Origin of the sequence: Streptomyces sp. NPDC093261 (assembly GCF_044753645.1) — a bacterium.
GTDB lineage: Bacteria > Actinomycetota > Actinomycetes > Streptomycetales > Streptomycetaceae > Streptomyces.
Map to the genome: position 1 here is coordinate 460,609 of NZ_JBIVNO010000004.1, position 20,908 is coordinate 481,516.

Genomic DNA, 20,908 nt, shown 5'->3' on the forward strand with positions numbered 1-20,908 from the left:
GTACGCGGGCGCGCGTGACGGGTCTGTGTGCGCCGCCGACGAGGCCGGTACCCCCCGGCCCGCCCGTCAGTCGGCGGCGGTGGCGGGCACGGGGACGTCGGCCGTCCTTCCGGACCCGCGGTCGGTTTCTCGGCGCTCCGCGGCAGGCTTCTCGTGGCCGTCGTCCACGGCCGGGCGCTCTCGCTGCTGCTCCCTGAGTTCCGTGATGGCGGCCTCGAAGTCCTCCAGCGAGTCGAACGCCCGGTAGACGCTCGCGAACCGCAGGTAGGCGACGAGGTCGAGTTCCTGCAGGGGGCCGAGTATGGCCAGCCCCACGTCGTGGGTGGTCAGCTCGGCGCTCCCGGTGGCCCGCACCGCCTCCTCGACCCGCTGGCCGAGCTGGGCGAGGGCGTCCTCGGTGACAGGCCGCCCCTGGCACGCCTTGCGCACGCCATTGATGACCTTGGTGCGACTGAAGGGCTCGGTGACTCCGGACCGCTTCACCACCATGAGCGAACACGTCTCCACGGTCGTGAAACGACGGGAGCAGTCGGGGCACTGGCGGCGCCTGCGGATGGACGTGCCGTCATCGGTCGTACGGCTGTCGACAACGCGGCTGTCGGGGTGCCTGCAGAAGGGGCAGTGCATGGCTCCAACCCTCCTTTTCAGCACGACTCATTGTCCTCGTGGGCCTCACAGGCCCCTCGAAGCAGCCCCAAGCATAGGCGATCTCCCGAGGCCGGGAGACCGGGGGGACCACAACTTCTAGGCTGCTGCTGCAATCCAACCACTACATGTAGCGATCGGCTCGCACATTTGGCGGCGACACGCCCCTCACGGGCGGATTGGCACATGCCACGGGCCCGCGCCGGATCAGGCCATGCGCGGATACCGTGACGCCACATGAAGAAGGGGGGCCGGTACGCGGCGGACGGGCTGCCGGATGGCAGACTGGGCACCTGCGGCGGCGGCCCACAAGGCCTTGGCCCCGGCGGTGAAGAGTACAGCAACGAGCACTTTCACCCTCCCCCGCTTCCGGCCCGCCCAGGCAGGGAGACCCCCGCGGAGAACGGCATCGCCCATACACCCCGAGACTGGATTACGTCAGGTAATTCGCCGTTTTTCACTCGAACGTGTGTTTGGCGCAACCTTTCGAAAGCAACTACCGTTGTGCTGCACGGGAGACCATCGAGAGGGGCCGACGTGACCACCACCGCAGACAGTGCCACCATCACTGGCCAGGACCGCTCCCAGGGCCGACTCGAGCCGGTGCACGCCATGAACGAAGCCACGAACCCAGAGGGACCCAAGAGGTCCTTGCCGGGCCGACCTCCAGGCATCCGGGCGGACAGCTCCGGGCTGACCGACCGGCAGCGCCGGGTGATCGAGGTCATCCGGGACTCCGTGCAGCGGCGCGGCTACCCGCCGTCGATGCGCGAGATCGGCCAGGCCGTGGGCCTTTCCAGCACCTCCTCGGTGGCACATCAGCTGATGGCTCTGGAGCGCAAGGGCTTCCTGCGCCGCGACCCGCACCGCCCCCGCGCATACGAGGTACGCGGCTCCGACCAGTCGTCCTCCGTCCAGCCCACGGACACCGCGGGCAAGCCCGCTGCGTCCTACGTCCCGCTCGTCGGCCGCATCGCCGCCGGTGGCCCCATCCTCGCCGAGGAGTCGGTCGAGGACGTATTCCCGCTTCCGCGACAGCTCGTGGGTGACGGTGAGCTCTTCGTTCTGAAGGTCGTCGGCGACTCCATGATCGAGGCCGCGATCTGCGACGGCGACTGGGTCACGGTCCGCCGCCAGCCCGTGGCGGAGAACGGCGACATCGTCGCCGCGATGCTCGACGGCGAGGCCACGGTCAAGCGCTTCAAGCGCGAGGACGGCCATGTCTGGCTCCTCCCCCACAACTCCGCCTACCAGCCGATCCCGGGCGACGAGGCGACGATCCTCGGCAAGGTGGTGGCGGTGCTGCGGCGCGTGTGACACCGTCGCGGCGGGCGGACCTTCGGGCGCCCCCCTGATCCGGGCCCCGGGACCCCTGCGCCGGTTCCGGGGCCCTGTGCTGTCCCGGGGCGACTTATGTCTCTCGTCGTCCTCGCAGGATCCGGGGCACGCGGGCGCGTCTACGACTTCCGCCGGCGCACTAGGCGGGACGGACCGGGTCGCGCCACGGGACGCGTATCGAACCGCCGAGCCCGACCCGGCTGGGTGTGGCGGTCCGGCCCCGACCCGGCTGGGTGTGGCGGTCCGGCCCCGACCCGGCTGGGTGTGGCGGTCCGGCCCCGGCCCGCTGCTATGCGCCCTGTGCCTTCGCCGCCGCGTCGATCGCCGCCAGCGACTTGCGCACCTGGTTACGGTCCGTCGTGTACCAGAAGCCGGGAAGTGACGCCTTCAGAAAGCCGCCGTAGCGGGCCGTTGCGAGCCGCTGGTCCAGCACGGCCACCACACCGCGGTCCCCGGTGGCTCGTACGAGGCGGCCGGCGCCCTGCGCCATCAGCAGCGCGGCGTGCGTCGCGGCCACCGCCATGAAGCCGTTGCCCCCGTCGTCCTCCACCGACTTCTGGCGGGCGCTCATCAGCGGATCGTCGGGGCGGGGGAAGGGGATCTTGTCCATGACGACCAGCTGACAGCTGGGTCCGGGGACGTCGACCCCCTGCCAGAGCGAGAGCGTGCCGAAGAGCGAGACCTTCGGGTCGGCCGCGAAGTTCTTGATCAGCTCGCCGAGCGTCTCCTCGCCCTGGAGCAGGATCGGGAACTCCGGGATGCGGGTGCGCAGCTCCTCGGCGGCGAGCTGGGCGGCCCGCATCGACGAGAACAGGCCCAGTGTGCGACCGCCCGCCGCCTGGACCAGCTCCGTCAGCTCATCCAGCATGTCCGCGCGGTCGCCGTCCCGTGCGGGGCGTGACAGGTGCTTCGCGACATACAGGATGCCCTGCTTCCGGTAGTCGAAGGGGGAGCCGACGTCAATGCCCTTCCACTTCGGCAGGTCCTCCCCCTCCGTGCCCTCGGGGGCGAGGCCCATGGAGGCGCCCACGCCGTTGAAGTCGCCGCCCAGCTTCAATGTGGCGGAGGCCAGGATCACCGAGCGGTCCGCGAAGAGCTTCTCCCTCAGGAGCCCCGATACCTTCAGCGGGGCGACCCGCAGGGACGCGCCGAAGCGGTCGTGGCGCTCGTACCAGACGACGTCCCACTCGGAGCCGTTGGTGATCCGCTCCGCCACCTCGTGCACGGTCTCCACGGAGGCCAACGCCTGTTTGCGGACGGCGTCCTCGTCCTGGACGGATCTGTCCCGGGTGGTGCCGAGCGCCGAGATCACGGTGCGGGCGGCGTCACGCAACGCCATCAGGGCGTACCCGAGATCCTCCGGGATCTCCTCGAGGCGGCCCGGCAAGGCCAGCTCCATAAGCCGCTCGAAGCCCTCGGCGGCCGTCTGGAGCTGGTCCGCGGCCTTCTCGTCGACGAGCCGGGCGGCGCGACGCACCGCGCGGTTGACCTGGCCGGGGGTGAGCTCACCGGTGGCGGCCCCCGTCACCCGGGAGACCAGTTCATGGGCCTCATCGACGATCAGCACCTCGTGCTGCGGGAGGACCGGCGCGCCCTCGATGGCGTCGATCGCGAGCAGCGCGTGGTTCGTGACGACCACCTCGGCGAGCTTGGCGCGCTCACGGGCCGTCTCGGCGAAGCACTCGGCACCATAGGCGCACTTCGAAGCGCCGAGGCATTCCCGGGACGACACCGACACCTGGGCCCACGCGCGGTCGGAGACTCCCGGGGTGAGGTCGTCGCGGTCGCCGCTCTCCGTCTCCTGCGACCAGTCGCGCAGCCGCAGCAGGTCCTGGCCCAGCTTGCTGCTGGGGGCGGCGGCCTCGAACTGGTCGAAGAGGCCTTCCTCCTCGTCCTGGGGCATGCCCTCATGCAGTCGGTGCAGGCACAGATAGTTGGACCGGCCCTTGAGCATCGCGAACTCCGGGCGGCGGCGCAGCAGCGGATGCAGCGCCTCCACCGTGCGCGGCAGGTCCCGCTCGACGAGCTGACGCTGCAGCGCCAGGGTGGCGGTCGCCACCACGACAGGCTCCCCGTGCGCGAGCGCGGGCACCAGATAGCCGAGTGACTTGCCCGTACCGGTGCCGGCCTGGACCAGCAGATGGGTGCCGTCGTCGATGGCCTCCGCGACGGCTTGGGCCATGGCCACCTGGCCGGGGCGCTCCGTGCCGCCGACGGCTGTGACGGCTGCGTGCAGGAGTTCGGGGAGTGAGGGCTTCGTCATAGCCCGACCACCCTACGGCCCCGCACTGACAAGAGGGGCATCAAGGCCGAGGCGCACGAGGCTTCCACGGGTGGTGCGGGGGTGGGAGGAGGTTCCGTGAGCCGTGCAGGGCCGGTAGTCGGGCCGGCCGTGGTCGGGCCGGTGCTCGGGCCGGTCGGAGCGCCACCGCCGAGGTGAGCGGGGCCGGCTCGCCCGGCGGGGCAAGCACGACCGGTGGGGCAGACACGGCAGGCGGGGCAAGCACGACCGGTGGGGCAAGCACGACAGCCGCGACCAGCGCTACTGGTGGGGCTGACGGGGCAGGTGCGACCGGCGGAGTCAGCGGGGCGATCGGGCGGGTTCGGCACAAAGTCTCCTCGGCTCGGAACTCACACGGAGCGAGGGTCGTTACACAGAGTGACTGAACTACTACAGCAGATGGCGCAGGGTCCGGTCCCGGACCATGAGGGCGGCCCGCTTGCCGGGCAGGTCGACCTCGGCGGACAACCGGAAGCCGGCGCTCAGAAAGGCGGCGATGGAGGGTGTGTTGCGAAGGTCGGGTTCGGCGACGACACGGGCGCAGGCGGGGCGCCGGTCGAGGACGAGATCGGCGACGGCGCGCAGCAGGGTGGAGCCGAGGCCGCGTCCTCGGGCGGCCACCTCCCCGATGAGGAGGTGGAGTCCGGTGTCATGGGGGCGGGCGGGATAGTGGCGGGCCAGGGGGTCGAGGTCGGCGCGGTAGACCTCCCAGTAACTCATCGGGGTGCCGTCCAGGAGGCCCAGGCAGGGGACGCTGCGTCCGTCACCGGCGAGTTGGGCGCGCAGGTGCCGCTCGGTCACCCCCTCGTCTCCCGCCAGGTCCCAGAAGACGGCGACGGTGGGGTCGTTCATCCAGCGGGCGAGGAGGGGGAGATCACGGTCGAGGCGGACCGGGACGAGATGGAAGGTGCCGACGGGGGTGGTGGTCGGGCCCCAGTCGGCGACGTTGCCGAGGAGGTCTTCGTCCTGCGAGGCGGCGAGGGGCGCGGAGGATGCGGCGGGTGCCTCTCCCGGGCCCCCGGCCGGCGTGGGCACCGCCGGGCCGCCACGGCCGGTCTCCCCCGTCGCGCACAGTGCCACAAACCCGTCGGGCAGCCGGAGGTCGAGGGTGTCCTCGCAGTCGGTGCCCGTACCCGAGCCCGGATTCGGGACAGGGACGGCTTCGGCGCGGGACACGGGACCCGTGGCGGTGTGGGACCTCCGGGGCGCGGAGGCGGTTCCGGCGTCGGTGCTGGCATCGGTGGCAGACACGACGACGCTCCTCTCAGAAGACGGGACGGGGCATGTTCCTCAGAAGTGAAGGGGGTTGGTGAGGGTGATGTAGACGGACTGGGTGTCCACCGGGCCGACGAGTTCGTCGAGGCCGTGCAGCCGGGTCAGCAGGTTGGCCTTGCACCTCAGGACGGGTGAGTCGAGCAGGCGGGCGGGCAGGGATGTGCGCAGCCGGCCGGGGCCGGTGGCCGCATCGGCGAGGAAGCGGCGGAACGCGGCCAGCAACAGCCGCTCGTCGGCGAGGCGTTGCGAGCCGAACGCGCCGATGAGGCCGAGCACGTTGTTGATGCCGAGGTAGTAGGCGAAGCGTTCGTCGGTGACGTCGTCGGAGACGAACGTGTCGCTTCGCTCGCCGATGCCGGGCAGCCGGAAGTCGAGTTCGGCGCGGCGGGACTCGCGGAAGTAGTAGCCCTGGTTGTCCCGGTACCGGCCGCCCGCGGGCCAGCCCTCGGAATCCAGCAGGAGCACGGTGTTCTGCTGGTGCGCTTCGAGAGCGATGCCGGCTTCACCGTCCAGCCAGAGGATCGGGCGCACCACCTGTGCGAGGTAGCGCAGGAACCACTCGGTGGCGACGGCACCGAGCGAGCGTCCGGTACGTCCGGCGATACGCGCGATGATCTCCGCGAGCCGGGAGGAGTGCGCAGGGTGCTGCTGTCCCTCGATCCGGGCCTGGCATCCCGGTGCGACGAGTCCGGCGATACAGGACGCACGGTTCGCCGGGGTGAACGGGTTGTGGCGGATCATCACATCCAGGCCGGTCAAGGGGGTGCCGTCCGTGTCGTCAACGGCGAGCCAGGCAGGGTCGCGGACGATGTCGAAACCCGGGTGGGCCGACTGCCACTGTCCGCCGAGGCCGCTGCGCAGCAGGCGGTGCACCTCGACGCCCCGGTGGAGTTCCTTGCGGAGGTTCTCACGGCGGGAGTTGGTGATGCGCAGGCCCAGCGACAACTTGAGCATCGCGGGGGTGCCCGAGCGGTACACGGTACGGACGGAGGAGGTGGGGTGCCAGGGTTCACCGTGCGGGCCGAGGTCGTGGAGCAGTCCGGCGTCCAGCAGGGCCCTGACCGCGGGGCGATGCAGGAGATCGCGGGCCTGCCAGGGGTGCAGCGGTAGTGCGGCGAAGCCGTCGGGCAGGGCGAGATCCGGGCCGGCGAGGCGTTCGGTCAGCCGGGCTGCGGGCACGGGCCGGCCGCGTTCGGTCCAGGCCGATTCGGTGACGAGAAGGGAGGGTGCGACCGCGAACCAGTGCAGCGGGAAGGTGCCGCGCAGTTCGGGCGAGTAGAGCCGGGTCTCGGCCTCGGTCAGGCCCTCGCGGCTCTTCGCCGTGGGGTGCAGCGGATGCCCGAGCAGCAGCGCCTGCTCGGTGGAGAGGAAGAAGTCGGCCGTGTCCGCCGGGCGCGCGCGCCGCTCCGCGATGAAAGCCGCGGTGCGGTGCGCGGAGTCGGCCACTCGGCGCACCAGGTCAGCGGTGTGGCTGAGTGTGCTGTGCTGCGCATGCTCCGCGTCGGCATCCGGCAGGGAGAAGGTCTGGGCAGCCTCCGCGTCGGCGCTGGGCAAGGGGAAGGTCTGGGCAGCCTCCACACCGGCGTCCGGCAAGGGGAAGGTCTGGGCAGCCTCCACACCGGTCTTGGGCAAGGGGAAGGTCTGGGCAGCCTCCGCGCCGGCGTCCGGCAAGGAGGTCTGCACAACCTCCGCGCCGGTGTTCCGCACGAAGGCATGCGTATCCTCTGTGGCGCTCTCTCGCACGCGGGCCTGTGGGCAGCCGGGCGCGGCAGCCGTTCCCGTGCCCCTCGTACTGGCCGGGATCGAGTGGGCTGCCGGAAGCGGTGCGGCGGGGGTCGCGGTTTCGGTGGTCTCGCGTGCCAGCAGTGCCGCTACGGTCACCGCGTCGGCGGGCGGTGCCCACTGCGGTGCGCCCGCCAGGCGGGGTGGGCCGAAGCGGTGCCAGCCGGTCGCGGACCAGTAGCGGACTGGGACGAGGAGGGCGCAACCGCTGGCGGGAAGAGCGATCCGGAGGGTGGCCTCGGCGGGAGCGGCGAGGTCTCTCTCGCGTGCCCAGCAGCGCAGCAGGTTCTCGACGGTCGCGGCCTGGGCCGCCGTGTGCGGATCGGGGTCCGTCAGCGGATCGGGAGGCCTCGGCAGGTCGGTGGCGACGACATGCGGCTCCCTGGCCATGGGAGCGCAACGCCCGTCGGGTGTCGGAGCCGGACCGACGGTTCGCGGAATCGCTGATTTCTGTCGGGGGAAGGCGTCCGGCCCCAGCACGGTCGTGGGGGGCTCGGTGGGGCTGGTCCCCGGCTCGGGGGGTGGTGGCGTGTTGCCGGAAGTGGGTGTGCCGTTCAAGGGCGTTCCTGGGAAGTCGTTCGAGCCCGTGCGGCGACGGGCCCTGGGGGCAAGGGCGGGGGCGCGGAGCCGTGGCGCTCTGGGCCGGTGCCTGGGAGTGGCCTCGGGGCTCAGGGCCGGGCGGCGTGGACGGGCTCCCGAGCGACCGCTGCCACCGCGTCGGCGAACCGGTCCAGGACCGCGCTCGTCTGCTCGTCGCTGATCGTCAGCGGTGGGAGCAGCCGGACCACGCTCGCGTGCCGTCCGCCCAGCTCGACGATCAGGCCGCGCCGCAAGCACTCCCGTTGGACGGCGGCGGCCAGGGCCGGAGCAGCAGGGCGGGGCGCCCCGGCCACGGGATTCGTCCCCGCGGGATCAGCTTCCGGGGTGTCGGGCGGCGTCGGTGCGGGTGGGGAGTCGAGGTCGACCAGCTCGATACCGATCATCAGGCCCCGGCCGCGAACGTCTCCGATGCATGGGAACTCCACGGCCAGCTGGCGGAGTTGGGCGAGCATGCGGGTGCCGATCGAGGCGGCGCGTTCGGCGAGGTGGTTCTTCCGGACGTAGGCGAGGGTCGCGGTGCCGGCGGCCATCGCAAGCTGGTTGCCGCGGAATGTACCGGCGTGCGCGCCGGGTGGCCACACGTCGAGGTCGTCGCGGTAGACGACAACCGCGAGCGGCAGGCTGCCGCCGATCGCCTTGGAGAGGACCATCACGTCCGGGACCACCCCGCTGTGCTCGACCGCCCAGTACCGCCCGGTGCGCCCCACTCCCGTCTGTACCTCGTCCGCGATCAACGGGATTGACCGGGTCTCGGTGATCTGGCGCATACGGCGCATCCAGGCGTCCGGCGCGGGGTTCACCCCGCCCTCGCCCTGGACGGGTTCGAGGATCATCCCGGCGGGCAATGGCACGCCCGACTTGGCGTCGTCGAGGACGGACTCGGTCCAGCGGGCGCCGAGTTCGGCACCGCGTTCCCCGCCGACGCCGAAGGGGCAGCGGTAGTCCTGCGGATACGGCAGACGCGTCACCCGTACGTCGGTCGCGCCACCGGAGGCCTCGAGCGCTCCCGCGGTCATCCCGTGGTACGCCCCGGTGAAGGCGAGGATGCCGTTCCGGCCGGTGGCGATACGCACCAGCTTGAGCGCAGCCTCCACGGCGTCCGTCCCTGCCGGACCGCAGAACTGCACACGCGCGCGGTCGGCGAAGGCCGGCGGGAGCGTGCGGAACAGCTCGGTGACGAAGGCGTCCTTGACGGGCGTGGCCAGGTCCAGGACATGCAGCGGTGCCCCGGAGTCGAGGACCTTGCGGATGGCCTCCAGGACGACGGGGTGGTTGTGCCCGAGGGCCAGTGTGCCGGCGCCGGAGAGGCAGTCGAGGTAGCGGCGCCCGTCGGCGCCCTCGATGGTGAGCCCGCGCGCCCGCACGGGCACGATCGGCAGGGCGCGCGCGTAGGTGCGCGCCGCGGATTCGCGCGCCGACTGCCGGCGCAGAATGCCCTCGTGCGCCGAGCGCGGTCCCCGGGTCCCCCAAGCCCCTTCGCGCGCCGGGCGCTTCCCCTCCGCTCCCGCGCGCCCCTCCGATTCGCCCTCCAGCGGCACCACCGCAGTCTCCGGCACGGTCACGACGTCAGTTCCTCCACTGTTCAGAGGGGACGGGGCGAGGACTCCTGCGCGAATGGCAGGTCACCCCGTACGTATCAACGACGTGAACGGCCTGCGGAAGCGGGTGGCCGCAAGATCCTTACGGGCCTTCCCCGCGCCGGGGACGCCCGGCGAAGGGGCCCTCATAGCCCGCATGGGCCACCGGACGCGCGATCCCCGGCATCCGGCGGCATGGTGTTGGTGCGGGCTTCGGCCGACTGCTCCCGTACTCCCCGCGCTCCATGGGGCGCGGCCGTGATGGAGCGCCCGGTAGGGACGGCAAGCCGCTACGGCTGGGAGGACGCATGCGCGAGAAACTGCTGGGCAAGATCGAAGAGGAGCTGCTGCGCCTGCGTCACGATGTGGCGCACAGCGCGAAGGACCGTTCGACACCTGTCGGCTTCGGCATCGACGTTGCACTGCTCAGCGGTTTCGTCTCCGACACCCTTTCCCCGGAGCAGGAAGCGGAACTGGCTCGCCAGGTGGCGTCCCTTTTGCCGTACCACTGGGCGCAGTCCAACACGTATGCGGCGGCGATATCGCAGGTCGCCCACCATCTGGGGGGTCAGCGCGAGCTGGTCGTCTGGCTGGACCGCTTCCCCGGCCTGCCCCGGCTGGTGGCTCGGATGTTTGTGTTCATGGGACTCCTCGACCAGCTCAGCGGGAACCCCGCCGTGGTCACCGCGTTGCGCGAATTCCGGGAGCGGACGCCCTACCCGGCGGGCCTCAGGGGTTACCTGGTGCCGGAGACCGACGACGAGACCATCGCCAGCATCGCCTTCCGCATCGAGGAACTGCTCGGCGAGGGCGAGAAGGACAAGGCCGTCGAACTCGCGCTCGCCATGGCGGAGTGCCTCCGGCAAGTCGCGCCGCGCGCCAAGGAGATCGACCCCGGGCTGCACGACCTGGGCGAGCTGATGGATCACAGCCGCAGGGACCTCCAGGAAGCGGCCGCCGAACAGGGGTGAGAGGCCCGGCCGGCGCGGGGCATTTGCCGCGCAGCAGCAGGAGGTTGATGATCTCCCGGGCGGTGTCGACGCCGTGTTCGTGCTGGCTGATGCCCAGACACCGGCTGATGACGGTCCGGTCGGCGCCCCGGTACACGCGCCGCCTTGAGGATGTCGTCGCGATCGACCCCGGACTGGCGCTCGATCTCCTCCCAGGGGGTGTCCTCGCACAGGGCCCGGTACTCGTCGAACCCCGAGGTGTGACGGTCGACGCACTCCCGGTCCAGCGCCTTGGGGTCGGTGTTGGCCTGCGCCAGGACCGCCTTGGGACGCCGCGCATGAGCGCCATGTCCCCGCCGATCCGCGGTTGCAGGTTCAGGGTGCTGGTCCGCGTCGTCTTGAAAAGGGCCATGTCCGTGAAGTCGTGCGGCACGATGGTACGCGTGGCGGCCGCCTCGACCATCGGGTTGATGCGCACGATCTGGGTGCCTCGGTGGTATGCCTCGGCCAGGGCCGTCAGCATCCGGGGAGCGTTGGAGGCTGCGTTGACGCCCATGATGAACAGGGCGTCGCTGGTCTCCCAGTCCTTGAGGTCGACGGTCCCCTTGCCGGTCCCGAGGGATGCCGCCAGCGCGCGTACCGCTTGCCTCGTGGCACATGTCGGAGAGTCCGGAAGGTTGTCCGTGCGCAGTTCGCGGGCCGTCAACTGGTAGAGGAAGGCGGCTTCGTTGCCGAGGCGGCCGGAGGTGTAGAACGACGCCTGACGGGGGCTGTCCGGTTCGCGCAGGGCCCGGCCGACCAGCTCGAACGCGTCGTGCCGGAGGGGTGGAAGGACGGTTCACCCGTCGGGTCGGGCCCTCCTCGGGGCTCGAGCCGTTCCTGGTCGTCGTGTGAGGCGTTCACGAATCTGCCCCTTCACCCGTCCGGGCGTGGGTCGGGCTCGGTACTTCCCTCAGGCTAGGCCGGGGAATCAGACGCTGCCACGCGACGGCTGACGCCCCCGCGGCGGGGCTTCCCGTGCCCGCCGAGCGGCCGGTCGGCCGCGGTTTTCAGCACGGGGCGACACGTCGGCACGCGCAAGCGGGCGCGTCGGCCCGCACAGGACAGCGCCTTCGCCCGCTCAATACAGCGCCTCGACGCGTGTAAGACTGCGCGTCCGCACGCGCAAGGGGGCATGACCCGGCGCGACATCGTGCTGAAAATGGGCTGATATTATGCATAATGCATTGTTTGGGGGCCCTCCCTCCGCACCCTGAGGAGCAGGCATGCCCAGCGAACCAGCGCCGATCAGCCAGGCCGCCCGTCGCGCCCTCGAACAAGAGCTTGCCGACCTCCGCGCCGAACGCACGATGGTCGCGGCGACGCTCCGGGACGCCGACACAGCAGTGGGCGACCGCGCCGACGAGGCCGACGAGTTGCAGCGCGCCAGTGAGCTGCAACGTCTGGACGCCCGGATCTCGGCGATCGCCACACGGCTTCGTGAGGCCGATACGGCGGGGCCGCCTCCCACCGACCTGGTCGGCGTGGGCAGCACGGTCACCGTGCGCTTCCCCGACGGCACGGTGGAGACCCTCCAGATCGGCGAGTCGGCCGAGGAGTTGGACGCGACGCTGGTCACGGCCGACAGCCCGCTCGGGCGCGCTCTCCTAGGCCACCATGCGGGCGACACGGTGAGCTACGACGCGCCCGGGGGACAGGCGACCGCAGTGGTGGTGTCCCTGGGTTAGTCATGGGCCCGCGATGACCGTGAGGCCCGTACACCCCACAGGCAAACGACGGTGGCCCGGCTCCACTCGGCCGGCCCGGCTCGACCACCGCCCTCGCAGCGCCGGGAGTAGCCCCGGCGTGGCTGCTCGGAGTCTCGGGCCGGCAGGTGCCTCCGGACCGACCGCAGCCTCCGGCGGTGGCCACCGCGCTGCGCACACTCGCCGGGCCGCTGGAGACGTCCGCTACGGGAACCCACCCCGGCAGGCGCAGACCCGGAACCGGGCGACCGTAGCCGTCCTCCACGCATACCAGTGCCTCGGCGTCGTCCTCCTCACGCCGTTGGCCCTGCTGCTGAGCGACCTGGCGGCTCACGTCCCGGCCGGACAACTGGTCGTCGACCGAGCTCTGGGCAGCATCGCGGGCATCGCCGTGGCACCGCTGTGTGCGCTGCTCGTGATCCACGGCCGGACCGCGATCGGGTGGAGCGTGCGCTGGCCGCGTGCGAGGAGGCCGCCGGGCGGCCCGAACGGGCACTGGACCACGTCACCGGTCACCGTCCGCGTTCGTCCAGGTGGGTCTGGCGAAGGCGGTCGTGGAACTGTGCGAGGCCGACGGCGCCGCGGCCGATGAGCTGTGGCCGGCCGACATCGATCCGGCCGTGCTCGCGGCCACCGAGCAGCGCGCCTATCCGCTGCTTGGCCGACTGCACCACCCTGGGTACCGAGCGCCACCGCCGTCTCCCGCGGCGGCACCCGACCCGGGACGGTCGCAGGAGACGGCGTGAGGCAGAGGCAGGCAGGCCCGCTCCCCGGTCCGGCCTCACTCCGGGATCCGGGCCAGGAATTCCCGCGGCGAGATGGCGGGTCCGTCCTCGCCCTTCACGACAGGAATCACCTGATCGTCGTACCAGGCGACCGGCGTTCCCACCACGCCGAGGGAGGCGAAGCCGCCGACCGCTTCTCCGGCCCAGGTCAGATAGGCGCCCTCCATGACCTTCCGGTCGAAGTCGGGGGACCTCAGCCCGCCGACCTCGCTCGCCAGCGACAGCAGAACGGATGTGTCGGAGAATCGGTCGATTGCGGGCGGGAACGGCTGTGCCGCGAACAACGCGGCCAAGTACTCGTTGAATTGCCGCTGTCCCGCGTCGCTCGCAGCGCCGAGGGCGCTCAGACCGCGCCGGGAGCCGCTGCCGCCGACCGTGTCGTCCATGGTCGCCGCGAAGTGGAACTTGACAGCGAACCTGTTGTCGTCGGCGGCCTGACGGAGGGTGCCGAGAAGGCTCTCCGCCATGCGGCGACTGCCCCGGTCGCGCAGCTCGAGGAACACCTGAAGCGAGTGGGCGTTGTCCAGGTTTCCGTAGTACACCGTGGCGCCGCCGGCACCTGTCGTGTTCGCCGGAGTCATAACACGAGGCTGCCATACCGGGACACATGCCACGACCGGCCCACGGGAGAGCTCCGGTTCGCGCGCCCATGGAAAGACGGTCTGAGGGCCGCGGTCCGAGCCGATCGGAAACGGTCGTACGGCGACTACGGAAAGCCGGTCACGGTGGCTTGTAGCGGAACCGTTGCCGTTCCCAGGGATGCCGCTCACAGCGACCCCATAGTGTGGAAGGCCGTTCAACACCGGCTCATGTCAGGGGGAGTTCAGACCATGCGACGCATACGGCCGCTCTTCACCGTGCGCAGGGAAGGGAGCGTGCGCGGCAGAACCTCCCCGGTGCTGACGGCAGTCGGCCTCGCCGCGGCGCTGGCGCTGACCGCGACCGCGTGCGACTCCGGTGACAGTGCCCGGGCGAGCGGCGGGGGGAGCACGTCCGCGTCCGCGTCCCCGGCCGACGACGGAAAGATCAAGATCCCGGACGACATCAAGCGAAAGCTCAAGGAGCACGGGATCGACGTCGACAAGTGGAAGAACGGCGCCTGGAAGAACTGGAAGAAGGACGACTGGCTGCGCGAGGCCGGCGACTTCGTCAACCCCGTCATCAAGGGCCTGTGGAACCCGGAGCGGATGCGGAAGGCCGACGACCCCGACAAGGGGGTCAACCCCGACCGCCTCCCGGGCGACCAGGGCGTCACCGACCCCACCCCCGCGCCGGTGACGGCGCAGGCGGTGCCGGCCGCCTACCACGAGCACGTGCCCACGGCGGGCAAGGTGTTCTTCGACTCCCCCAAGGGCACGATGGTCTGCTCGGCGACCGTGGTGAAGGATCCGGCGCACCCCGGCAAGTCCAACCTCGTGTGGACCGCGGGCCACTGTGTACACGCCGGCAGGCAGGGCGGCTGGTACCGGAACATCGCGTTCGTGCCGGCGTACAACAACTCCGGGCTGACGGCGGACCAACTGGCCGATGCCACACGGCAGCAGGTCGCCCCGTACGGCGTCTGGTGGGGTGACTGGGCGCAGACCTCGCACGAATGGATCGAGCAGGGCGGCGAGACCGGCGGCCAGGGCGCGTCCTACGACTTCGCCGTCATCCATGTGACGCCGGAGGCGGGCAATGGCGGGAAGTCACTGGAGGAGACGGTCGGTTCGGCGCTCCCGGTGAACTTCGACGCGCCGGCCGTGCCGAAGGTCGACAGCGTCACGGCGACCGGCTACCCGGCCGCAGCGCCCTACGACGGCCAGAAGCTGTACCAGTGCCAGGACAAGCCGGGCCGGCTCTCGCTCCTGCGGACGGACCCGACGATGTACCGCATCGGCTGCACGATGACGGGCGGTGCGTCCGGCGGCGGCTGGGTGGAGAGGGACGCGAGCGGCAGGCCCGCGCTGGTCTCCAACACCTCGATCGGCCCGGTGACCTCGGGCTGGCTGGCGGGACCCCGGTTCGCCCAGGAAGCCAGGAGCGTGTACGACTCGGTCAGCGAGAAGTTCGCCGACCAGTGACGCGGCGTGACCGCGTGTGACAGGACGCCCCTGAACCCACGAGGGCCCGAACCCACGATGGCCCGAACGCACGAAGGCCCGCTCCCTCTCGGGGAGCGGGCCTTACGGCATCTGTCTCAGAACGCGGCAGCCGGGACGTACGGCGCCAGCTCCGCCGCCAGCTCCTCGTGCACCCGGACCTTGAGCAGCGTGCCCTCCGCGGTGTGCTCCTCGGAGATCACCTCGCCCTCGGCGTGGGCGCGCGCGACCAGACGGCCCTCGGTGTAGGGCACGAGCGCCTCGACCTCGACCGCCGGCCTCGGCAGCTCGTTGTCGATGAGCGCGCGCAGTGCCTCGATGCCCCGGCCGGTGCGCGCCGAGACCGCGATGGCACCCTTCTCCACCCGCAGCAGCCGCTGGAGCACCAGGGGGTCGGCCGCGTCCGCCTTGTTGATCACGACGATCTCGGGCACGTCCGTGGCGCCGACCTCTCTGATCACCTCGCGCACGGTGGACAACTGCTCCTCCGGGTCCGGGTGGGAGCCGTCCACCACATGCAGGATGAGATCGGAGTCGCCGACCTCCTCCATGGTGGAGCGGAACGCCTCGACCAGGTCGTGCGGCAGGTGCCGGACGAAGCCGACCGTGTCGGCCAGGGTGTACAGCCGCCCGCTCGGCGTCTCCGCCCGGCGCACGGTCGGATCGAGAGTCGCGAACAGCGCGTTCTCGACCAGGACTCCCGCGCCCGTGAGGCGGTTGAGCAGGGAGGACTTTCCGGCGTTGGTGTAGCCCGCGATGGCGACCGAGGGCACCTTGTGGCGCTTGCGCTCCTTGCGCTTGATCTCGCGGCCGGTCTTCATCTCCGCGATCTCCCGGCGCATCTTCGCCATCTTCTCGCGGATCCGCCGCCGGTCCGTCTCGATCTTGGTCTCACCGGGGCCACGGGTCGCCAGGCCGCCGCCGCTGCCGCCGCCCATCTGCCGCGACAGCGACTGACCCCAGCCGCGCAGCCTCGGCAGCATGTACTGCATCTGGGCGAGCGCGACCTGGGCCTTGCCCTCTCGGGACTTGGCGTGCTGGGCGAAGATGTCCAGGATCAGGGCCGTACGGTCGATGACCTTGACCTTGACGACGTCCTCGAGGTGGATCAGCTGGCCGGGGCTCAGCTCACCGTCGCAGATGACCGTGTCCGCGCCTGTCTCGAGCACGATGTCCCGCAGCTCCTCGGCCTTGCCGGAGCCGATGTACGTGGCCGCGTCGGGCTTGTCCCGGCGCTGGATGACGCCGTCCAGCACGAGAGCGCCGGCGGTCTCCGCGAGGGCGGCCAGCTCCGCCAGCGAGTTCTCCGCGTCCTGAGCGGTCCCCGAGGTCCACACCCCGACGAGCACGACGCGCTCCAGGCGCAGCTGCCGGTACTCGACCTCGGTGACGTCCTCGAGCTCGGTGGACAGGCCCGCGACGCGGCGCAGGGCCGCGCGCTCGGAGCGGTCGAACTGGTCGCCGTCCCGCTCTGTGTCGATCTCGTGGCTCCAGGCGACGTCCTCTTCCATCAGGGCATCGGCCCGAAGACCCTCGGGGTAGGCGTGCGCAAAGCGCTTGGTGTCCTGGGAAGGGGAAGAAGAGGAGGTCATTGGGTCCTTACGTCGTTGGGGATTCCGTTTGCTGCGACGGTGCGGGCCGCCTCGGCCACACCACCCGCACAGGTCACAACGCTCGGGCGGCCCGGGAGATTCCCGGCGCCCGGCCTGGGGCGGCGTCGCCGATCTGTCGATGGTCGCACGGCACGGCCCGTCCCGTCACCCGGGTTCTCGTCCCGCACCGGGGCTCAGACGGGGTTGCTCTGCCAGTCCGGGTGGCCCGGCATCGGCGGGGTTTTCCTGCCGTACAGCCAGCCCTGGAAGAAGGCGCTCAGATCGCGCCCCGCCGTGCGGGACGCCAGTTCCTCGAAGTCGGCCGTGGTCGACGTGCCGTCGCGGTGCAGGGAGGCCCAGGCCCGCTCCAGGCGCTCGAAGGCGGGGCGCCCGATCTCCTGGCGCAGCGCGTACAGCACGAGCGCGGCGCCGTCGTAGACGCTCGGCCGGAAGATGGCGATCTTCTGGCCCGGCCGCGGCGGCTCGGGGGCCGCGGGCGGGCCTCCGGTGACGCGCCAGCGGTCGGAGAGGCCGTACGCCGCCTTCATCCGCGCCTCCATCGGCCGGTGCGCGGTCTCCTCCGCGTACAGGGCCTCGTACCAGGTGGCGTGTCCCTCGTTGAGCCACACATCGGACCAGGTGCGGGGGCTGATGCTGTCGCCGAACCACTGGTGGGACAGCTCATGCACCATGATCGACTCGACGTACCACCGAGGGTAGGCGGGGTTGCCGAAGACGTCCTTCTCGAAGAGGGAGAGCGTCTGCGTCTCGAGTTCGAAGCCGGTGCGTGCGCGCGCGATCAGCAGCCCGTAGGTCTCGAAGGGATACGGGCCGACCTTCTTCTCCATCCAGGCGATCTGGTCGGGCGTCTTCGCCAGCCAGGGTTCGAGCTCCGCCGCGTCCTTGGCGGGGACGACGTCGCGCAGGGGCAGTCCATAAGGGCCGCGGCGCTGCACCACGGCGGTGCGGCCGATGGAGACCTGGGCGAGTTCGGTGGCCATGGGGTGCTGGGTGCGGTAGCTCCAGGTCGTGGCGCCGCCGCTGTGCCGCGTGTCCACGGGAAGGCCGTTGGCGACGGCCGTGTAGCCGTCCGGCGCGGTCACGTGGAAGGTGAACTGCGCCTTGTCGGAGGGGTGGTCGTTGCAGGGGAACACCACATGGGCGGCGTCGGCCTGGTTGGCCATCACCAGCCCGTCGTCGGTCTGCACCCAGCCTCCCTCCCGGCCCTTCTCGGGCCTCGGGTCGCTGGTGTGCCGCACGGTGATGACCAGCAGGCCGCCCGCAGGGAGCGGGGCGGACGGTGTGATCACCAGGTCCTCCCCCGCGGTGGTGAAGTTCGCGGCCGCGCCGTTGACGTCGACGGACGCCACCTTGCCGTGCGCGAAGTCCAGGTTGACGCTCTCCAGGCGCTGGGTGGCGCGCGCACGGATCCTGGTGACGGCCGTGAGCGGCTTGCTGTTGCTGCCGGGGTAGGTGAAGGAGAGATCGTACGACAGGACGTCGTAGCCGGGGTTGCCGAGCGTCGGGTAGAGCCGGTCGCCGATGCCCAGGGGCTTGGCGGGCGCGGGGGCGCCGGCGGCGATCAGACAGCCGGAGACGACACAGGCGAGCAGGGCCGCCCGGGCACGCCGGGCACGGGGGATCACGGAACGGAGGGTGTGCGGCATGGACCACGGCTACCAGCGCGCGTGCATCCCGCGGTGACGGCGCGCGCCGGGCCCACCCGAAAGGGTTCAGTTCAGGGCCCCGAGCGCCCCGGGCGTCGCCTGGTGGGAGGGCCGTGGGACGGCTGTACGGCGCTCAGCGGGCGGCCGCCGCGGCGTTGTGGGCCCGGCTGACGTCGTACACGCCGGGCACGTTCCGCATCGCGCGCATGAGGGCAGGCAGATGGGCCGCGTCCGGGAGTTGCAACGTGTAGGTGTGGCGCACCCGCTGCTGGCTGGGCGGCTCGACCGTGGCGGAGACGATGGCCACGCCCTCCAGGGCGATGGCCTCGGTGAGGTCCGCGAGGAGGTGCGGGCGCCCGAACGACTCGGCGACGAGGGTGACCCGGCAGTCGGTGGTGTCGCCCCAGCGGACGCCGATCTCCGCGCGCCCGGTGCTCTTCATGCGTGCCACTCCGGCGCATTCGACGCGGTGTACGGTCACCGCACCCCCGCGTACGGCGAAGCCGGTGACCTCGTCGGGCGGTACGGGCGTACAGCAGCCGGCGAGACGTACGGAGGCGCCGGGCAGGTCGACGACCGCGTTGGCGGCCCGCGCGCCCGGCGCGTCCTCCGTGGGACGCGCGGGAAGTGGGCGTGAAGGAAGCGCGGCGGGGCGTGCGGCGGTCTCGGGCCCGGCGGTCTGCGCACCGGCGCCGTCCGCAGGTGCCTCGGGGCCGTGCCGCGCGGCGCCCGGTGCCGGCGCGCCGCCGGCCGGGTCCTCCGTGGCGGGATGCGCCGCAAGCCAGCGCTGGATGGCGATCCGCGCGGCGGGCGTGTGCGCGTGTTCCAGCCACTCTCTGGAGGGCTCGGAGGCCGGGTCCTGGCCCATGAGGAGCTGGACGGTGTCGCCGTCCTTCAGGACGGTGCTCAGCGTCGCGAGCCGGCCGTTGACGCGGGCGCCGATACAGGCGTGCGCGTCCTCCCCGTACTGCGCATAGGCCGCGTCCACACAACTCGCGCCCTCGGGGAGTCCCAGTGCGCCCCCGTCGGGCCGGAAGACGGTGATCTCCCGGTCCTGGGCGAGGTCCTCGCGCAGGGTGGACCAGAAGGTGTCGGTGTCCGGGGCGGCTTCCTGCCAGGTCAGCAGGCGCGAGAGCCAGCCGGGGCGGGTGGGGTCGACACGCTCGCCGTCGGAGGGGTCGTCGGGCGCGGGGGCATAGGGGTTGCCGAGCGCGATCACGCCGGCCTCCGCGACCTTGTGCATCTGGTGGGTGCGGATGAGGACTTCGGCGATCTCGCCGTCCTCGCGCGCGATCGCCGTGTGCAGCGACTGGTACAGGTTGAACTTGGGGACGGCGATGAAGTCCTTGAACTCCGAGACCACCGGGGTCATACAGGTGTGCAGCTCCCCGAGGACCCCGTAGCAGTCGGCGTCCTCGTTCACCAGGACCAGAAGCCGGCCGAAGTCGGCGCCACGCAGCCGGCCCCGCTTGCGGGAGATGCGGTGCACGGAGACGAAGTGCCGTGGCCTGATGAGGACTTCGGCCTGGATGTCCGCCTCGCGCAGGACCGTGCGCACCTGTTCGGCCATGTCGGCGAGCGGGTCGTCCCCGTGCGCCGCGTTCTCGACGATCAGCTCCCGGGTGTGCTCGTACTCCTCGGGATGGAGGATCGCGAAAACGAGGTCCTCCAGCTCGGTCTTGAGCGCCTGCACGCCGAGGCGTTCGGCGAGCGGGATGAGCACGTCCCGGGTGACCTTGGCGATGCGCGCCTGTTTCTCCGGGCGCATCACTCCGAGGGTGCGCATGTTGTGCAGGCGGTCGGCGAGTTTGATCGACATCACGCGGACGTCGTTGCCGGTCGCGACGAGCATCTTGCGGAAGGTCTCGGGCTCGGCGGCGGCGCCGTAGTCGACCTTCTCCAGCTTGGTGACACCGTCGACGAGGTAGCGCACCTCCTCGCCGAACTCCTCCCGCACCTGGTCGAGTGTCACGTCCGTGTCCTCGACCGTGTCGTGGAGCAGGGATGCGGTCAAGGTGGTGGTCTCGGCCCCGAGTTCGGCGAGGATCAGGGTCACGGCGAGGGGGTGCGTGATGTACGGCTCGCCGCTCTTGCGCATCTGCCCTCGGTGTGAGGACTCGGCCAACAGATAGGCGCGGCGTAGCGGTTCGAGATCGGCATCGGGGTGGTGGGCGCGGTGCGCCTCGGCGACATGGCCGATGGCGTCGGGCAGCCGGTCGCGGGTGGCGGGGCCGAGCAGGGCGGCGCGCCCAAGGCGGCGCAGGTCGATCCGGGGGCGGCTCTTCCTGCGGTGCGTCCCCGGCGTCGCAGGGGCGGGGGTGGCAGGGTTCGTGGCCTCCGCACTCATGGGCACCTCCGGCTCGTGGACCGGCGGACGGAGTGCCCCTTGGCCTACGCGGCGCAGGGGATGACGACGGTCCCCCGTCCGGGCCGGTGCTTGATGCTATCGAGCCCATCACACCCGCCCGACCGGCTCTCGCCGAGCGTGAAACGGATCACCCATTCGAGCGATGGTTCAGGTGTGTACGGCTTTGGGCCAGGGGTCAGGGTACCGACCGTCGATTCGAACACGCCCGGACGTTCCCGGCTG

At 71.4% G+C, this 20,908-nt stretch carries 14 protein-coding genes and 1 pseudogene; 5 read left to right on the plus strand and 10 right to left on the minus strand.

Annotated features, from left to right (window positions below):
- Positions 1-66 precede the first annotated feature (66 nt).
- The gene (nrdR, locus tag ACIP94_RS13615) at positions 67-627 is read right to left on the minus strand and encodes a transcriptional regulator NrdR (protein WP_402424054.1); all 561 of its coding nucleotides are present in this window, start codon (positions 625-627) and stop codon (positions 67-69) included.
- 555 nt (positions 628-1,182) lie between these two features.
- Here nrdR and lexA point away from each other — a divergent pair.
- On the plus strand, positions 1,183-1,962 hold the full coding sequence (lexA, locus tag ACIP94_RS13620; protein WP_365156250.1) for a transcriptional repressor LexA: 780 nt from the start codon (positions 1,183-1,185) through the stop codon (positions 1,960-1,962).
- Positions 1,963-2,272: 310 nt separating this feature from the next.
- Here the strand turns inward: lexA and ACIP94_RS13625 are convergent, their stop codons facing one another.
- The 4 genes from ACIP94_RS13625 to ACIP94_RS13640 all read right to left on the minus strand — a co-directional run bounded on the left by ACIP94_RS13625 (position 2,273) and on the right by ACIP94_RS13640 (position 9,483).
- Entirely contained in the window at positions 2,273-4,246 is a 1,974-nt protein-coding gene (locus tag ACIP94_RS13625; protein ID WP_402424058.1) for an ATP-dependent DNA helicase, read from the minus strand.
- 408 nt (positions 4,247-4,654) lie between these two features.
- Positions 4,655-5,515 (minus strand): GNAT family N-acetyltransferase, encoded by an 861-nt coding sequence (locus tag ACIP94_RS13630; RefSeq protein WP_402424060.1) that lies wholly within the window; start codon positions 5,513-5,515, stop codon positions 4,655-4,657.
- 39 nt (positions 5,516-5,554) lie between these two features.
- Positions 5,555-7,711 (minus strand): IucA/IucC family protein, encoded by a 2,157-nt coding sequence (locus ACIP94_RS13635; RefSeq protein ID WP_402424063.1) that lies wholly within the window; start codon positions 7,709-7,711, stop codon positions 5,555-5,557.
- A 278-nt stretch (positions 7,712-7,989) separates the two neighbouring features.
- Entirely contained in the window at positions 7,990-9,483 is a 1,494-nt protein-coding gene (locus ACIP94_RS13640; RefSeq protein WP_402424066.1) for a diaminobutyrate--2-oxoglutarate transaminase family protein, read from the minus strand.
- Positions 9,484-9,806: 323 nt separating this feature from the next.
- Here ACIP94_RS13640 and ACIP94_RS13645 point away from each other — a divergent pair, with 323 nt between their 5' ends.
- The gene (locus ACIP94_RS13645; RefSeq protein WP_402424068.1) at positions 9,807-10,469 is read left to right on the plus strand and encodes a hypothetical protein; all 663 of its coding nucleotides are present in this window, start codon (positions 9,807-9,809) and stop codon (positions 10,467-10,469) included.
- Here ACIP94_RS13645 and ACIP94_RS13650 read toward each other — a convergent pair.
- Positions 10,456-11,262 (minus strand): annotated as a pseudogene (locus tag ACIP94_RS13650) (molybdopterin-dependent oxidoreductase); the annotation flags it as partial. The gene ACIP94_RS13645 and the pseudogene ACIP94_RS13650 sit on opposite strands and share 14 nt — an antisense overlap.
- Positions 11,263-11,713: 451 nt before the next feature.
- On the opposite strand from ACIP94_RS13650, the gene ACIP94_RS13655 reads away from it, so the two are divergent.
- Positions 11,714-12,175: a GreA/GreB family elongation factor gene (locus ACIP94_RS13655; RefSeq protein ID WP_402424070.1), complete on the plus strand. Its 462-nt coding sequence runs from the start codon at positions 11,714-11,716 to the stop codon at positions 12,173-12,175.
- 551 nt (positions 12,176-12,726) lie between these two features.
- Positions 12,727-12,939 (plus strand): hypothetical protein, encoded by a 213-nt coding sequence (locus tag ACIP94_RS13660; protein ID WP_402424073.1) that lies wholly within the window; start codon positions 12,727-12,729, stop codon positions 12,937-12,939.
- A 35-nt stretch (positions 12,940-12,974) separates the two neighbouring features.
- Here ACIP94_RS13660 and ACIP94_RS13665 read toward each other — a convergent pair whose 3' ends face one another.
- Positions 12,975-13,559, minus strand: coding sequence for a DsbA family protein (locus tag ACIP94_RS13665; RefSeq protein WP_402424076.1), 585 nt, complete (start codon positions 13,557-13,559; stop codon positions 12,975-12,977).
- 249 nt (positions 13,560-13,808) lie between these two features.
- On the opposite strand from ACIP94_RS13665, the gene ACIP94_RS13670 reads away from it, so the two are divergent.
- Entirely contained in the window at positions 13,809-15,041 is a 1,233-nt protein-coding gene (locus ACIP94_RS13670) for a trypsin-like serine peptidase (RefSeq protein WP_402424079.1), read from the plus strand.
- Between the two features lie 116 nt (positions 15,042-15,157).
- On the opposite strand, the gene hflX is transcribed toward ACIP94_RS13670, so the two are convergent.
- The 3 genes from hflX to ACIP94_RS13685 all read right to left on the minus strand — a co-directional run bounded on the left by hflX (position 15,158) and on the right by ACIP94_RS13685 (position 20,665).
- Complete coding sequence (hflX, locus tag ACIP94_RS13675; RefSeq protein WP_402424082.1) at positions 15,158-16,651, minus strand: GTPase HflX; 1,494 nt, start codon at positions 16,649-16,651, stop codon at positions 15,158-15,160.
- A gap of 194 nt (positions 16,652-16,845) precedes the next feature.
- Positions 16,846-18,318: a M1 family metallopeptidase gene (locus tag ACIP94_RS13680; protein ID WP_402424085.1), complete on the minus strand. Its 1,473-nt coding sequence runs from the start codon at positions 18,316-18,318 to the stop codon at positions 16,846-16,848.
- Between the two features lie 133 nt (positions 18,319-18,451).
- Positions 18,452-20,665: a RelA/SpoT family protein gene (locus ACIP94_RS13685; RefSeq protein ID WP_402424088.1), complete on the minus strand. Its 2,214-nt coding sequence runs from the start codon at positions 20,663-20,665 to the stop codon at positions 18,452-18,454.
- Between the last annotated feature and the right edge of the window lie 243 nt (positions 20,666-20,908).